Source organism: Rodentibacter caecimuris (assembly GCF_001019715.1).
GTDB lineage: Bacteria > Pseudomonadota > Gammaproteobacteria > Enterobacterales > Pasteurellaceae > Rodentibacter > Rodentibacter caecimuris.
This window is the reverse complement of sequence record NZ_BBXJ01000001.1, coordinates 106,342-121,540: the sequence shown is the minus strand read 5'-3', so window position 1 is coordinate 121,540 and position 15,199 is coordinate 106,342. Positions and strand designations below refer to the sequence as shown.

The following is a 15,199-nucleotide window of genomic DNA, read 5'->3' as shown; positions in this document are numbered from 1 at the left end:
AAAATAAAGGTTAATTAAAAAGCGTTTTACTTGTAAAAAATCCCAACTATGCTTGAGCGTAATTGGGATTTTCACATTGTTAACAGGATTTAACCTACCAGTTATAAGTTAAATTCGCACTGAATCGGCGTCCTTCACCGTAGTAGCAAGTGCTATAAAAACAACTTGCAACATATTTTTTATCGGTGAGGTTGGATACGTTTACTTGTAGCGCCCAATTGTGGTTAATGCGATATTTCAACATTAAATCAGCTAAGGTTTTTGCCGGTGCTTTAATATTATCCGCTGTGCCGTTTGATGAGGTGCCTATATAACGAATTGCCGCACCGCCAATTAAATTATCAACAAATTGATGGGTGACTTGCGCTGAGGCAGTATGACGGGGAATTAATGCCGGACGGATAACATCGCCGGTTTCTCGAATATCTTTTACGCGATTAAATGTATAACCTAATGTCATTGCGGTGTTTTCTGCAATGTTAAAATTTGCCGCAACTTCCACACCGTTACTTCTTAATTCCTTGGTTTGGAAAGCATTACCTGTCGCACTTGGTGTGAAGGCGTTATCCTGTTTCAAATCAAAGTATGCAACGGAGAACGTTCCATCAATAAAACTGGGCAAATATTTTATACCGATTTCATATTGTCTGCTTTCAGTCGGTTTATATTGTGCGGTTTCCGGCACAAAAGATTCGGAATAATTAAAATAAGGCGCAAGCCCGCTATCCGCTACATACATTAACCCGCCGGAATATGAGGTATGGTTAATTTTGTAACGCTTTTCCCCTTCTTCACCCTTAGCCCGGTCATTGCGTATGCCGCCGGATAAATGCCAGTTACCGATTTTAACTTGATCTTGTAAGTAGAAGCCTAATTGTCGCTGAGTGACATCGTAGTTTGGACGGGCATTATTTGGCACTTGAATGCCATTATAAACGGGCACAAGACTATTGAGTGTGTAACGTGGCGTATAGCTTGCCGGCACGGAATATGGCATATAGTAGCTGTTGTAGCTTCCTTTTGCCGTTAAATATTGATAATCAATGCCTAAGGTCAAACTGTTTTCTACATTATCGAACGTCCAGTTTTTCGTGAGACGGTTATCAATAGAGTGGCTACGTGTGATCACTTCGTTAAATACTGCTCCTTGCCCGATGATTGGAAAAACCGTTACGCCGTTTGAGAAAGCGGATTGTTGTTTCACATCCTGTATATTGAATTTGTAATTTTGTGAGAAGGTTAAGCCCTCATCAAACTTATGACTAAATTCGTAGCCCAGTGAATATTGTTTACGATTTAAGGTATCCGTTGTGGGATCACCTAAGTTGGTACGGCGATCAATTTTCCCCAAATTAGTGTAAAGCGTTCCCTGCATTGGGAAAAATCCTGTCGTCGGCACGCCCACGTCTTTTTGTACGCTTGCTAATAAGGTGAGGGAAGTGCGGTTAGAAATATCCCAAGTCAGACTTGGCGCAAAATAATAGTTTTCTAACCAAGTGCCGCGTAGTTCACCTTGTTTTTTGTTGTAGTCGGCCACAAGGCGATAGCGTACATTTTCCGTCGCTTTATTGCTGATATCTGCGCTAATGCCACGTTCGTGACGATTACCTAGCTTGAAATTGACCTCGCCTTTAGGTTCCGTAGTCGGGCGTTTAGTGATTAAATTGATCAAGCCGCCACTTTGTGCCGAACCGTAGGTTAAAGAATCCGCCCCTTTTACCACTTCCACTGTTTCAATACCGTACATATTCGGTGTCCAATGGCTGTAACCTGTGTTATAAACGGCAGAACCGTCAACCGTTAAACGGGTATCCATTCCCCGCATTTTGATCCAATCATTCGTATCCAGATCTGCGCCGTAAACTTGTGATAATGCCCCGGTTTCATAGCGAAGGCTTGCATCAAGTTGAGTTAATGCCCAGTCTTTTAATGTTTCATCATTGAGCACGGCAATAGAACGCGGTGTCATATAGTCAACTTTACCGGTTTTGGCAATTGAACCGACTACGTTGATTTCATCCAATTCTTCCACTTTTTGCTCTTCGGCATAGGCAGAATTCATGGCAAAAATGACCGCACTTGTCAGTGCGCTGTAAACAAAGGTTTTCTTCATGTTGAGTCCTCTATGAAGGTGAATAAATTACGTTAAACTTTTCGCATCATCAGTAAGAAATAAGTGCCGCCCACTAAGGTTGCGACCAACCCCGCAGGAATTTCGTAAGGAAATAAAAGTTGTCGCCCGATCCAGTCGGCAATGAGCATAATGGTGCTGCTGAGTACGGCGGAAAGTAGCAGTTGCGTGCGCGCTTTGTGCACGCCTAAAAAATGGGTTAAGTGTGGGACGAGCAAACCGATAAAGCTCAACGGGCCGATCATTAGGGTGGCAAGTGCAGTTAAAAAGGCACTAAAAATAATCAGTATCCATCGAGTGCGTTTGATGTTCAAACCAAGGGCTTGTGCCATTGAAGTTTGAAGTGATAATAAATCCAGCCAACGGCTAAAAATCAAACTCATCGCCAATAATACCAATGTCAATAAAATAAACGGTATGGCAAGATTCGGATCGGTATTTTGTGTCGAACCCGAAGTCCAGCTGATTAATTGATTCGCACGCGGATCACCGGTGGCAACGGCAAGACGTTGAAGCGTGTCGAACAGTGCGGAAAGGCTGATCCCTGTCAGTAACACTTTTTCCGGCAGCATTCCATTGCGTTGATTAATGGCGGCTAGAATCATTAATGCAATAAAGGCACCGCTGATACCGGCAAGCCAAAACCAAACCGTTGCTTGGGCGGAAAAAATAAAGAGTAGGGCGAGAATGCCCATGCTTGCGCCTGACGATACACCGAGTAATTCAGGGCTTGCCATCGGGTTTAAGGTTAAACGTTGTAATAATACACCGGACAGGGAAAGCAAAATTCCGGCACAGATCGCAATCAATATGCGTGGATAACGTAAAGCGAGAATCTCCAAATCAAAGGCATTATCGGGAACGAGGAATTTCCATTGTGAATGGAATGCGTCTTTACCAAGACAAAGCGCAATAAGCAAACTGACCGCAAATAAGGCAATCATCAACAGGGTAAAGTGCGGTCGATATTGGCGGGGTTTTTGTGGGGCTGCGTCTGTCAAACGTCCGCTATGTGGGAGCGCGCGAAACATCAACCAAAGTAATAACGGTGTGCCAAGTAAAGCCGTGACTGCGCCGGTCGGCAGGCTGATTTGAGCGTAAAAATTGATGATTTGCAAGACTAAATCGGTGATCGCCAATAGCAATGCGCCGACGATAAAAGCAGAGATTAATTGCCACGTTAAGGTGCGAACGCCCAGTTGGCGTACGATAGTGGCAGCGGCTAATCCCACAAAACCGAGCATGCCTACTGCGCTGACGACGGAAGCGATCAAATAAGCGCTCACCACCACGCCGATAAAACGGAGTTTTCCTACCGGAACGCCAAGGCTTTTGGCGTTATTATCATTTAAGGCAAGCATCGTGAGCGGGCGGCGTAAGGTAAAAATTAAGGCAAAACTCACCGCACTTTGCACAAACAATAATTGGCTGTCGTGCCAACTTTCCTGGACTAATGAGCCGGCACCCCATTGTGTCAAACCGCGTGATTCTTCAGGGTAGAACAGCATCATCATACTACTGAAAGAACCAAAATAGAGGTTCACCACAACCCCGGCTAAAATCAATAATAACGGAGACATCGTTTTGCGTGCCGCAAGGATTATCACCAATAGCAGACTGAATGCCGCTCCGGCGAGGGCAATAATGCTTGAACCGTATTCCAATAACGTCGGTGCAAAAATAGCGACTAAAAATAGGCTGAATTGAGCACCGCTGTTAATGCCCAGCGTGCTGTCGGAGGCGAGCTGATTCCCCATGACTTGTTGTAATAATAGACTGGCGAAGGCGAGGCTTCCTCCGGCTAGTAGAGCAATGGCAATGCGTGGAAAGGTATAGCTTTGGATTAACAATAAATCAAGATTATCGGTGAAATAAAAAAGCGCAAAAATAGGATGCCCAATAGGAAGTTGCACATTCAACAAGAAACCGGTAAGCACAATGAAAATGCCACTTAACACAAAAATGAAAGCCAAAGCACGATTTACCATGTTTCACCGCCCTGTAATAAGCCATTTGCAAACACAGTGATAAAACGTTCTGCGGAAGGTAAGGCACCGAATGTCCAAACGGCAGGTAAAATCAAGGGTTCTTTCGCCATCGATAAATGCTGCCATAAGGTATTATGCGTGAGTGCCGAGGCAATATTATTCGGATAGGGTTTAATCACCACAAATCGTGTATTTTTTGACAATTTTGCCAACTCGGTAATCTCGATATTTTGAAAGCCCCAATAATTCACGTTATGAGAATAGGCATTTTGAAAGCCAAGTTGCCGAATCACCGCACCGAGCAGGCTGTTTTCACCATAAATACGCAAATGGCGTGTATCAATAAATTGTACCAACGCCACAGGGCGATCCGTAAAAGGCATTAAGTGCGGTCGATATTCGGCAATTTTTTTCTGATAATTTTCAAGTAAGGTTTGTACGGCTTGTGGTTTACCGATGATCTTGCCGATTTGTTGGGTCGCCGCCACGACGTTATGCCACGCATTTCCTTCTTTATAAAACTCCACGTTGTAGACTTTTCCATAAGCGGATAATTTCTCATTCAACGCCACATAAAAATGGCTATGAATAAAAGTAAGCGGTTGTGCATTTAAGGAATGTGACAAGGTTGAAATCAGTTCAAAATTAGGCTGTAAACGGACACCTAAATCAACTGTATTTTTAGGCAATGCTGGTTCTATCACCCAAGTTTGATAGCTTTTCACATCGCCCACGGCAAGTGGTGCTTCGCCTAGCGCAATTAAGGTTTCCGCCACCGACCAATCCACTGTAGCATAACCAGCCTGAGATTCGCCGGCTGAGATTTGTAGGCTACTGAAAAGTGCGGTCAGAATTGTGAGCATTTTTTTTATAAGGTTTGGCATATTAATAAAAGCTCACAGGACGGTGGGTTTCGGGGTGATCAATGACATTGAGCCCAATGCCGTAAATTTGTTGTAATGAGGCGGGATTGACAATATCGTGAGCATTACCTTGTGCTAATAATTTTCCACTGTGCAAGGCGACTAAATGATCACAAAAACGGGCGGCGAGATTGATGTCGTGAATCACAATAACCACGCCAAGGTTTAATTCACGGCTCAGTTGCTGAATCAGTTGCATGACTTCTACCTGATGAGCGATATCTAAGGCGGCTAAAGGTTCGTCAAGCAATAAAAAGCGGCTTTCTTGTGCTATCAACATCGCCAGCCAAATTCTCGAACGTTCTCCACCGGAAAGGGTATCGACCAATTGATCGGCGAATTTTTCGGTATGGGTAAGTTGTAACGCGCGTGTGACGGCTTGTCTGTCCGCCTCGGTTTCACGCCCAAACAACCCATTCCACGCGTAACGCCCCATGGCGATGAGTTCTTTTGCCGTCATATTGGTGGTTTGTGGCAAATGTTGCGGTAAATAAGCCACCTGTTTGGCAAAATCCCGACTATTCCAGTGCTGAATAGAACGATTATCCAACAAAATATCGCCGCTAGAGAGGCGTTGTTGTCGTGCCATTAGCTTGATTAATGTGGATTTACCGGAACCGTTATGCCCGATTAACCCATAAACCTTACCGTTTTCAAAAGAGAGGGAAGTCGGGTGGAGCAGTGTTCTCCAGGGAATTGAAAATGACGCTTGTCGAAGTTGAAACACAAATTATCCAAAAACTACAGAAATGAGTGCAATTTTATGTGAAAACTATTCTTATTTCAACTTTAGCGACATCACTCACAGTAACGGACTAAATAAAAAGAACAAACGTTCGATGATACGATTGTAAAATGGTCGGGATAGCCATTTTTCTCTGTCTAGACGGTCTGAATTTGCGATATAGCTCTCATGTAGGATCGAAACTTCATTGGCAAAGGCAAGATCTTCTACGGCAAGCGCCAGTTCAAAATTCAAGAAGAAACTGCGTAAATCCATGTTCATTGTACCGACTAAGGCGAGTTTGTTATCGATAAGCACGCTTTTGGTGTGTAATAAACCTGCTTTAAATTCATAGATTTTCACGCCGGCGGCAAGGAGATCGTCAAAAAAAGTACGGCTTGCCCAGCCCACCATAAGGGAATCATTTTTCTTCGGTAGAATAATTGAAACCTCCACGCCCCGTAAGGCGACAATGCGTAACGCTTCGGCAATACTGTGGCTTGGCACGAAATAGGGAGAGGTGATGACAATGCTTTGTCTGGCGGCATAAATTGCCAACGCTAAGCTTTGCGGTGCCAGATCATCGGGGAATGCCGGGCCGGTGGCGATAACTTGAACGGAGTGGGTGTCATAATCATCAATCGGCACAAGCGGACAATTTGGTAAAGATAATGGCAATTCAACGCCGGTTTCAATTTCCCAATCCCAAGCGTGTAGGCTGTTTAACACGGCCGAAACCGCACCGTTAACCCGCACCATAATATCCACCCAATTTCCAACTTTGCTGTTTTGTTTAAAAAAAGCAGGATCGACCATATTCATACTGCCGGTGTAGGAAATTTGATTATCAATGACAATGATTTTTCGATGTTGGCGTAAATCAATCCGACTAAAAAACATCCTAAATAGATTGACATAAAGGGTTTCGACAATTTCGATGCCTTGTTTGCGTAACGCCCGACATGCTTTACCCTTTAGGAAAGGGCGACTCCCTACGGAATCCAATAAAATGCGGATTTCTACCCCTCGTTGTTTGGCATCCAATAAGGCTTGGCTTACTTTTTCTATCATGCCTTGGTTCGACCAAATATAAAAAACCATATTAATGGAATACTGTGCTTGTCGAATATCCTTGATCAGATGGTGAATAATGCTTTCGGGGGTGTCTAGAATATGCAATTCATTGCCTTTGATACAAGGAATGCCGAGACGTTGATAATTCAGATCAAAGAGCGGTCGATATTGCCGATTTTTTGGCATACCGACAAGCGAAGATTGTTGTGATAAATGAGCTAACCATTCACTATATTTCGGGTGTAATGTTTTGAACGCCTTAGCACGTTTTGTACCTAATTTTATCTCGCCAAAAACCAAATAGGCAACGACACCGATAAGCGGCACTAAATAAATGATCATCAACCAAGAAAGCGTGGCGGAGACTGCTTGTTTTTTTACGAGCAAACGCAACGTAACGGAAATCACTGATACCCAAACTATCATTGGGGCAATATAAACCAGTATAATATGTTCAAAACTCATAAAATTTTAACCGCACTTATGGAATTCGAGATTCTTTATCAACATCGTGATTTTATCATTATTTATAAACCTTGTGGCGTAAGCGTACATAAAGATCAGGAAACCGTTGGTCTAACCACGCAAGTGGCGAATCAACTGGGTATGGCGCAAGTGTGGTTAGTACATCGATTGGATAAAGTCACCTCAGGATTATTAATTCTTGCCTTAAATGCAGAAAGTGCGGCTGAATTTTCACGACTTTTTGCTGAACATAAAATACAGAAAACCTACCTCGCGTTAAGCCATCAAAAACCAAAAAAGAAACAGGGGCGGATTATCGGTGATATGAAAAAAGCCCGTAATGGGGCATGGAAACTTTGCCAAAGTAAAGACAATCCTGCGATTACCCAATTTGCAAGCATTAGTTGCGAACCGAATTTACGTTTGTTTATCCTCAATCCCCAAACCGGCAAAACCCATCAATTACGGGTTGCTATGAAAAGCCTTGGCAGCCCGATTTTAGGCGATGATCTCTATGGCAAAAACACGGCTGAAATTATTCACAAACTCGATCACTCGTTTGTTCACCTCTCACGAGGACGTTGGCAAAGCCAACGTTCAAAAAACGTTGTTTTTTGTGACCGCACTTATTTACACGCCGCAAGGTTGGAATTTGAATTTCACGGTGAAAAATTTGATGTGAAGGCAATGCCGAAAGAAGAGGAATGGTGGCAAAAGGAAACTGTGATCGCAAAAATAAATGAAAACCCATTTTTCGGAAATGGCAAAATCCTTGTATAATGTTTCGCAATTTTTACAAACAGGAACTTCAATGAAATTTATTTCTTTTAATATTAATGGCTTGCGTGCTCGTCCCCATCAGTTAGAGGCAGTGATTGAAAAATACCAACCGGATGTGATTGGTTTACAGGAAATTAAAGTAGCGGATGAGGTTTTTCCTTATGAAATTACGGAAAATTTAGGCTATCACGTGTTTCATCACGGGCAAAAAGGGCATTACGGCGTGGCGTTATTGACCAAGCAAGAACCGAAAGCCATTCGCCGTGGTTTCCCGACGGATAATGAGGATGCGCAAAAACGGATTATTATGGTGGATTTGGAAACGGATTTTGGTTTATTGACGGTGATTAACGGCTATTTCCCGCAAGGCGAGAGCCGCTCCCACGAAACCAAATTTCCGGCAAAAGAAAAATTTTATGCGGATTTACAACGTTATTTAGAGCAAGATCACGATAAAGCCAATCCGATTTTAATTATGGGGGATATGAATGTTAGCCCGACAGATTTAGACATTGGCATTGGTGAGGAAAATCGCAAGCGTTGGTTGCGTACCGGAAAATGCTCTTTCTTACCTGAAGAACGTGAATGGTATCAGCGCTTATATGATTATGGCTTAGAGGACAGTTTCCGCAAATTGAACCCAACGGCAAATGATAAATTCTCGTGGTTTGATTACCGTTCAAAAGGTTTTGATGATAATCGTGGCTTACGTATTGATCATATTTTGGTGAATCAAGCATTAGCGGAACGCTGTGTTGATGTCGGCATTGCTTTGGATATTCGGGCAATGGAAAAGCCTTCCGATCACGCGCCGATTTGGGCAGAATTTAAATAGGAATAAAATATGGATATGGCAAATTGGCAGAATTATCGTTCCAGCGTGAATGATATGCCTGCCGTGTTTACCGCAAACATTGAAAATATCGATCGATTTCATGGTAATAATTGCAATAAAATTGTGCAATTTGCCATTAATTATGAGAGTGATGAGAGCGGGCTTCCGTCAGAAGAAGAGTACGATAAACTTATCAATCGTATATTCAAAATTTTGGCACAATTGACCGCACTTCCGAATGTGTTTTTTGCCGGACATTTTATTTGTAACGGGCAGGCTAAAATGCATTTCTATTGTGAACATTCGGAGATTTTGCTTGAGACGTTATCGCAAATTGATTTTGTGGAAGAGGTGAGTGTTCAAGAGGATCCCCATTGGGATATTTATTTTGATTTTTTACTTGCGTCACCGCTTGAAATAAAAATGAATGCCACCGAAGAATTGTTAGGTTTACTGCAAAGTAAAGGGCGTGATTTAAGTGATACTTATTTGGTAGAACATAGTTTTCATTTTGATGAAGAACAGAAAATGTTTCCTTTTATGGATGAATTGAGCTTAGCCGATCATTCCTTTTCCACCTTGCAATATTCCGCACAACCTATTCAGTTTAATGAAGATGATGAGCCTTATTATCTAGTGAAGCTTGAGCAAGAACTATCCCTTGATAATGGCGAGATTTTTGAACAAGTCGAAAAATTTGAAAAATTAGCCCAACAATTTATGGGAGATTATATTGGTTGGGAGTGCGATAGTTTGATGGATGATAATAAGCAGCTGAATTAATTTGCTCTTTGACCTAGGGTAAACGTTACCCTAGGTTATTTATGTATGGATTTAGCCCTTTTGAGTCTGTTTTAATAGACAACGGTTATTTTACCCAAGTTACAATTTCATCCATCGCTTTACGGGATTTCTTCGTAATATCTCGGGCGCGGTAACCAAATGTTGCGGCAACGGATACGCCATATTCATTTGGATCAAACAAGCCTTCTTCAGCAAGCGCCTGATTCATTAAGTCATAATGGAAGCCTTCAATCGGGCAGGAATCAATTCCCATGGCCGCCGCACCGGTCAGCATATTGGCTAGGGCGATGTAAGTTTGTTTACTACACCAGTCGAATAAAGTGCGGTCACTTTCCAGCAATTTCATATCGTTTTCTTGCAGGGTTTTGTATTTTGCTAAGGCTTGTTGTTGCTGTTCTTCTGTCAGCCCTTTACGAACCATCACATCAACAAAAAACGGGCTATCATAGCGCGCGTTTTTCTTCGCCAGTAAAATGACCAGATGGCTACAATTGTCCAACTGATTCATCATGCCCCAGCTAAATGGCTTGATTTTTTCACGTAACGCTTTGTTTTGAATCACTAATATTTTCCACGGTTCTGATCCCACAGAACTTGGTGAAAGACGGGCACATTCTAAAATGGCATAGAAATCTTCATCACTGATTTTTTTGCTGGGATCATAATAACGGGTTGAGCTACGTTGATTGAATAATTCAATAATTTCTTGAGCAGTAAGTTTTACCATATTTTCCTCTCTTTAAAGTTTTTCAGTTCAGCTCTATTTTAGACAAAATGGAATGTCTCAGGCTTTTACCGATTTGGATTAGATGTTAATTAAACATAGTCGATTTTTTTCGGAAAGCCAAGCTCAATGTTTAAAGTGCGGTCTGTTACAACAATATTTTGTCGATTTGCAATAAAGAATCTTGAAGTCATCACTTTCTCTCCGTTATTTAAGAAAATTTCTATAATCGAACGATCCAAGAAAATTTCCACCGTGCGAAGATCGGCGATTTCACAATAGCGTGTCGTATCAAATTTTGCCATTAATTCCGTTTGTTCGGATTGACTGCGATCCAAACAAATTAAGCCGTTTTCATAGGATAAGCCCAAGGTATCGCCTTTTTCATTGGTGAAGAAAGATAATTTGAACGGCAGATTTTTTGCATCAAATTTCAAATAGGCACGATCTAAATGTTCTATCGTGGTTTTTTCTTGCAAAGTTCGTGCGGAAAGTGCGGTCATATTTTCATAAATTTTGGCAATCGGGCGTTGATAGAGCCGATGGTTTTCAATACGCACTTCTCGTGGCATGGTGAGGGCAGAATGCCATTTGAATTTATCCGTTGGATAAGTTAAATCCGGCAAGCCGATCCAGCCAAACATTATCGTGTTTTTTTTATTTTCTAAACCGCCAAAGGTTTGAGGGGCATAGAAGTCAAAACCCTGATCAAGCTCGGCAATGTGTATCGCTTCCAGTACATCTCTGTTTAATTGCCCAATGGCATAAGTAGCGTGATAGTTATTTTGGAATTGATGTGTTTCACGGCCTTTGCCTTGTGGAGACCAGATGAAAATATCTTTATCGGCTAATTTCAGTAAATCAGGGCATTCCCACATAAAAACATTGTGGTTATTAAAAGCAGGAATAGATAATTCGCCGATTAAGCGTGGCGTATCATCCAAATGATTCATTTCAAAAATAATGGCGGTGCCGGTAAGATTTTCACGTTGTGCACCACAGACAAAACGGATTTTTCCTTCTTTTGTGAGGTAAGGTTTCGGATCACGCACGTGTTCGGTATAGCCTTTGGGTGCATTTTCGATTAATGGGCGTTTGCTCAGCAATTTTCCGTCTAAATCAAAAATTGCCAGATTTTGATAAGGCACACGTTGGTTATCACTTGTACGACGGGTATTGCCGGTATAAAACATGGCTAATTTATCGCCTACTTTTAATGCGCCACCGGAGTAGCAACCATGGGATTCAAATAATTCACAAGGAATTAAATTATCGGCAGCTTGATACGTTTGGAAATCATGGGTGATGAAATGTTTCCAATGTTTCATTCCGTGTATAGCATCAAAAGGAAACCACTGATAGAAAAGGTGATATTTTTCGCCATCAAAAATGAGCCCGTTCGGATCGTTTAATAGCCCCGTAGGCGGTGCAAGGTGGTAGGCAGGATAGAAATGTTTATCGCTTTCCACCGTTTTACGTATTGTATCAAGTTCGTCTCGTTCTGCTGCGAGAATACTTTTGTATTTGCCGTTGTTGAAGATAATCATTGTTGTCCTATTTTGGATAAGTTTTGTTTAAACAAGCATAGCGGGCGTTCATTTTTTCCGCCCACGATTTTAATGATTCTATAACGGGATGCTTTGTGGCGTATGTCCAATCTTTACGAAAGAGTAGAAAATCAATAGCGCACACCGTATTTAGCGTACCGATATTGAGCTTTTCACCGAATAAATCAATAGACTGTTGAATGGCTATGAGACTTTGTTCGGTTCGTTGGAAAATTTGTTGATGGCGTTCTATCCACCATTCCGACTGAGGGCGTAGGCGTTTTTCCGGTATAACGGATATTTCATTTTCTAAAATACCATCAGCTAAATAATGTAAGCGGAGAATTTGCCAACGTTGCTCACCCTCACCATAAAGGGAAGGTTGTGAACCTAAATGATCGAGATATTCTGCAATCAACGAGCTGTTATATAGCCATTCATTATTTGCCATTTGAAGTGCAGGTAAGCGCCCGAGAGGGTTAGCTTGATTGTGTGGGGAATGTTGATCCATTCCGCTTGTTGCGTGTAATAATTTAATCTGATTTTGTAATTGGTGATAATGAATCACACTGCGTACTTTTCGAGCGTAAGGGCTGGAATCGGAATACCATAGTTTCATAAAAATACCTCTATTTATGACCGCACTTAGTAGGAAAGTGCGTGAAATAGGAAGTCACGCACCTTGAGATTAATTCGCCAAGAACTCGGTTAATTGTGTCTTATTTGGTAAAGCGGACATTGCCCCTTTTGCGGTGGTGGCAAGGGCGCCGCAAGCATTAGCTTGGCGTATGATTTTCACGAGTATGTCGTTTTCTTTCCAATTTTCGTGTTGAGAAAGTCCGGCTAATAATCCGCCTACAAAGGCGTCGCCAGCTCCTGTTGTATCTATCGGTTTTAATGCTTTGCCCACTACTACATCTTTTTTACCGGCAAGATGATATAACGCCCCGTCTTTACCTAGGGTGACGATAATCAGTTTTTCCGGATAAAGTGCGGTAATTTTTTCAAAGGCTTTATCAAGACTGTCACTATCGGTTAAAAGTGTAAGCTCTTCTTCGGAGAATTTTAATACATCTGCTAACGCCACGGCTTCCATCACCACGGTTTTCATTTCCTCTAGGCTTGCCCACAACGATTCGCGTAAGTTGGGATCAAAAGAGAAGAAACCGCCTGCTACTTTAATTCGGCGAATTGCTTCAAAGGTCGCCTCACGAGAGGGATTATTAATCAAGGCGATAGAACAACAGTGTAACCATTCACCACGTTGAAAAGGGGGCAAATCGGTTGTTTGTAAGAATTGATCCGCACTTGGATTGACCATAAACGTGAAACTGCGTTCGCCATTATCCAATCCAACAACCACCGTTGAAGTTCGATGTTGCGGATCTAAAATCATATGGGCAGTATCCACATTTTCAGCATTCAACGTTTGTTGCATAAATTGACCTAAGGGATCATTTCCTACACGACCAATAAAGGCGCTTTGTCCGCCTAAACGGGCTACGCCCACCGCGACATTTGCCGGTGCGCCGCCGGCACAGCGCAAATAATGATCTTTGCCATCAGGAATTAAATCAACTACGGCATCGCCGGTTACCCAAATTTTCTGGCTCATAGTAATCTTCCTTATAAAATAGACTAGGGTGTAAATTCTTTACTAATTCATGTTAGAAAATAACCGCACTTTTTAAAGTGCGGTTATTTTGCAGAGTGTTTTATTATTCCACTGTCACACGGGCAAATTTACGTTTACCGACTTGATAAACATGGGTACCTTTTGGTGCGTTTTCTTTTACATTATCAACTTTTTCACCGTTAATTTTGACCCCGCCCTGTTGTGCGGAACGAATCGCTTCAGAAGTGGACGGTACTAACCCCGCTTCTTTTAATAACGTCGCTAACCCCATTTCACCGGTAAAAGTAAATTCAGGCATTTCGTCCGGCATTGCCCCTTTTTGGAAACGATTAATGAAGGTTTGTTCTGCCGTATCTGCAGCTGCTTCATCGTGGAAACGGGCAATTAATTCTTTAGCGAGTAAAATTTTAACATCACGTGGGTTTTTACCGTTTTTGACATCGGCTTTTAGTTGCTCAATTTCAGTCAATGGACGGAACGAAAGAAGATTATACCAATCCCACATTAACTCATCGGAAATCGACATCACTTTACCAAACATATCATTTGGCGCTTCGGTGACACCGATATAATTGCCAAGGGATTTTGACATTTTTTTCTCGCCGTCTAAGCCTACAAGTAATGGCATCGTAATCGCTACCTGCGGTTTTTGACCGGCTGATTTTTGTAATTCACGGCCAACCAATAAATTGAATTTTTGGTCAGTACCGCCAAGTTCGACATCCGCATCGAGAGCGACGGAATCATGCCCTTGTAATAGAGGATAAATAAATTCGTGAATCGCAATAGGTTGATTATTGGTAAAGCGTTTTTTGAAGTCATCACGCTCCAACATACGGGCAACGGTATAATTACTCGCTAGGCGAATCATTCCTTCTGTACCCAGCTTACCTAACCATTCGGAATTGAAGACGATTTTGGTTTTTTGCGGATCAAGAATTTTGAAAATTTGCTCTTTATAGGTTTCTGCGTTGCGCAATACATCTTCGCGACTTAATGGAGGACGGGTTGTATTTTTACCGGAAGGATCGCCTACCATACCGGTAAAATCACCAATTAAGAAATAAACTTCGTGACCGAGTTGTTGAAATTGACGTAACTTGTTTAGCACAACGGTATGTCCTAAATGGATATCCGGTGCGGTAGGGTCAGCGCCTAATTTTACTTTTAATGGGCGATTTTCTTTCAGTTTTTCGATTAAATCCGTTTCGGAAAGAATTTCATCGGTACCCCGCTTCAGCTCCGCGAGAACAGTGTTAATATCAGTCATTATTTATTTCCTAATTATGATTTTGAGATGGTTTATTATAGGGATTCTAAAAGATTTGTGAATAAAAAAATGATGTTTTTAGTTTGTTGAAAACTCATGTTATATCAATGTGTTATTTGTGGTAATTCTTGAGTTCGTTTCGACGTTATAGCTATGTTCCGAAACGATACTCGAGTAAATAAGAGAATTTTATTCTTGCGGATGTAACGTTTTGTCACTTGTGGAGATGTATAACCAAGTTGTTTTTGTGGCGATTCTATCTCAAAGAAAAGGAATTTATCCGGATCGGTTTTGCTGT

At 41.9% G+C, this 15,199-nt stretch carries 13 protein-coding genes; 3 read left to right on the top strand and 10 right to left on the bottom strand.

Features of this window, described 5'->3' with window-relative positions; all coding sequences use genetic code 11:
* Positions 1–94 precede the first annotated feature (94 nt).
* From PNEUHYL_RS00590 to cls, 5 genes are all read right to left on the bottom strand, one after another.
* A complete protein-coding gene (locus tag PNEUHYL_RS00590; RefSeq protein ID WP_059365332.1) occupies positions 95–2,113 on the bottom strand; it encodes a TonB-dependent siderophore receptor in 2,019 nt (672 codons plus the stop codon).
* Between the two features lie 32 nt (positions 2,114–2,145).
* Positions 2,146–4,119: a Fe(3+)-hydroxamate ABC transporter permease FhuB gene (fhuB, locus tag PNEUHYL_RS00585; protein WP_059365331.1), complete on the bottom strand. Its 1,974-nt coding sequence runs from the start codon at positions 4,117–4,119 to the stop codon at positions 2,146–2,148.
* A complete protein-coding gene (locus PNEUHYL_RS00580; protein WP_059365330.1) occupies positions 4,113–5,003 on the bottom strand; it encodes an iron-siderophore ABC transporter substrate-binding protein in 891 nt (296 codons plus the stop codon). Before PNEUHYL_RS00580 ends, fhuB begins: the two co-directional genes overlap by 7 nt.
* 1 nt (position 5,004) lies before the next feature.
* Positions 5,005–5,769 (bottom strand): ATP-binding cassette domain-containing protein, encoded by a 765-nt coding sequence (locus PNEUHYL_RS00575; protein ID WP_059365329.1) that lies wholly within the window; start codon positions 5,767–5,769, stop codon positions 5,005–5,007.
* Positions 5,770–5,844: 75 nt separating this feature from the next.
* Complete coding sequence (cls, locus tag PNEUHYL_RS00570; RefSeq protein WP_059365328.1) at positions 5,845–7,305, bottom strand: cardiolipin synthase; 1,461 nt, start codon at positions 7,303–7,305, stop codon at positions 5,845–5,847.
* 18 nt (positions 7,306–7,323) lie between these two features.
* On the opposite strand from cls, the gene PNEUHYL_RS00565 reads away from it, so the two are divergent.
* The 3 genes from PNEUHYL_RS00565 to PNEUHYL_RS00555 are packed head-to-tail and all read left to right on the top strand — an operon-like array spanning position 7,324 to position 9,703.
* Positions 7,324–8,085 carry a TIGR01621 family pseudouridine synthase gene (locus PNEUHYL_RS00565; protein WP_059368786.1) on the top strand — a complete coding sequence of 254 codons (762 nt, stop codon included), beginning with the start codon at positions 7,324–7,326 and terminating at the stop codon, positions 8,083–8,085.
* 31 nt (positions 8,086–8,116) lie between these two features.
* Positions 8,117–8,920, top strand: coding sequence for an exodeoxyribonuclease III (xthA, locus tag PNEUHYL_RS00560; protein ID WP_059368785.1), 804 nt, complete (start codon positions 8,117–8,119; stop codon positions 8,918–8,920).
* Between the two features lie 9 nt (positions 8,921–8,929).
* Positions 8,930–9,703, top strand: a complete 774-nt coding sequence (locus PNEUHYL_RS00555) for a TIGR01619 family protein (protein ID WP_059365327.1) — start codon at positions 8,930–8,932, stop codon at positions 9,701–9,703.
* An 85-nt stretch (positions 9,704–9,788) separates the two neighbouring features.
* Here the strand turns inward: PNEUHYL_RS00555 and PNEUHYL_RS00550 are convergent, their stop codons facing one another.
* From PNEUHYL_RS00550 to tyrS, 5 genes are all read right to left on the bottom strand, one after another.
* On the bottom strand, positions 9,789–10,451 hold the full coding sequence (locus PNEUHYL_RS00550; protein WP_059365326.1) for an NAD(P)H-dependent oxidoreductase: 663 nt from the start codon (positions 10,449–10,451) through the stop codon (positions 9,789–9,791).
* Between the two features lie 89 nt (positions 10,452–10,540).
* On the bottom strand, positions 10,541–11,995 hold the full coding sequence (locus tag PNEUHYL_RS00545; protein ID WP_059365325.1) for a glycoside hydrolase family 32 protein: 1,455 nt from the start codon (positions 11,993–11,995) through the stop codon (positions 10,541–10,543).
* A 7-nt stretch (positions 11,996–12,002) separates the two neighbouring features.
* Positions 12,003–12,614, bottom strand: a complete 612-nt coding sequence (locus tag PNEUHYL_RS00540) for a glutathione S-transferase N-terminal domain-containing protein (protein WP_059365324.1) — start codon at positions 12,612–12,614, stop codon at positions 12,003–12,005.
* Between the two features lie 69 nt (positions 12,615–12,683).
* The gene (locus PNEUHYL_RS00535; protein WP_059365323.1) at positions 12,684–13,610 is read right to left on the bottom strand and encodes an aminoimidazole riboside kinase; all 927 of its coding nucleotides are present in this window, start codon (positions 13,608–13,610) and stop codon (positions 12,684–12,686) included.
* Between the two features lie 103 nt (positions 13,611–13,713).
* On the bottom strand, positions 13,714–14,901 hold the full coding sequence (gene tyrS, locus PNEUHYL_RS00530) for a tyrosine--tRNA ligase (protein WP_059365322.1): 1,188 nt from the start codon (positions 14,899–14,901) through the stop codon (positions 13,714–13,716).
* Positions 14,902–15,199: the final 298 nt, after the last annotated feature.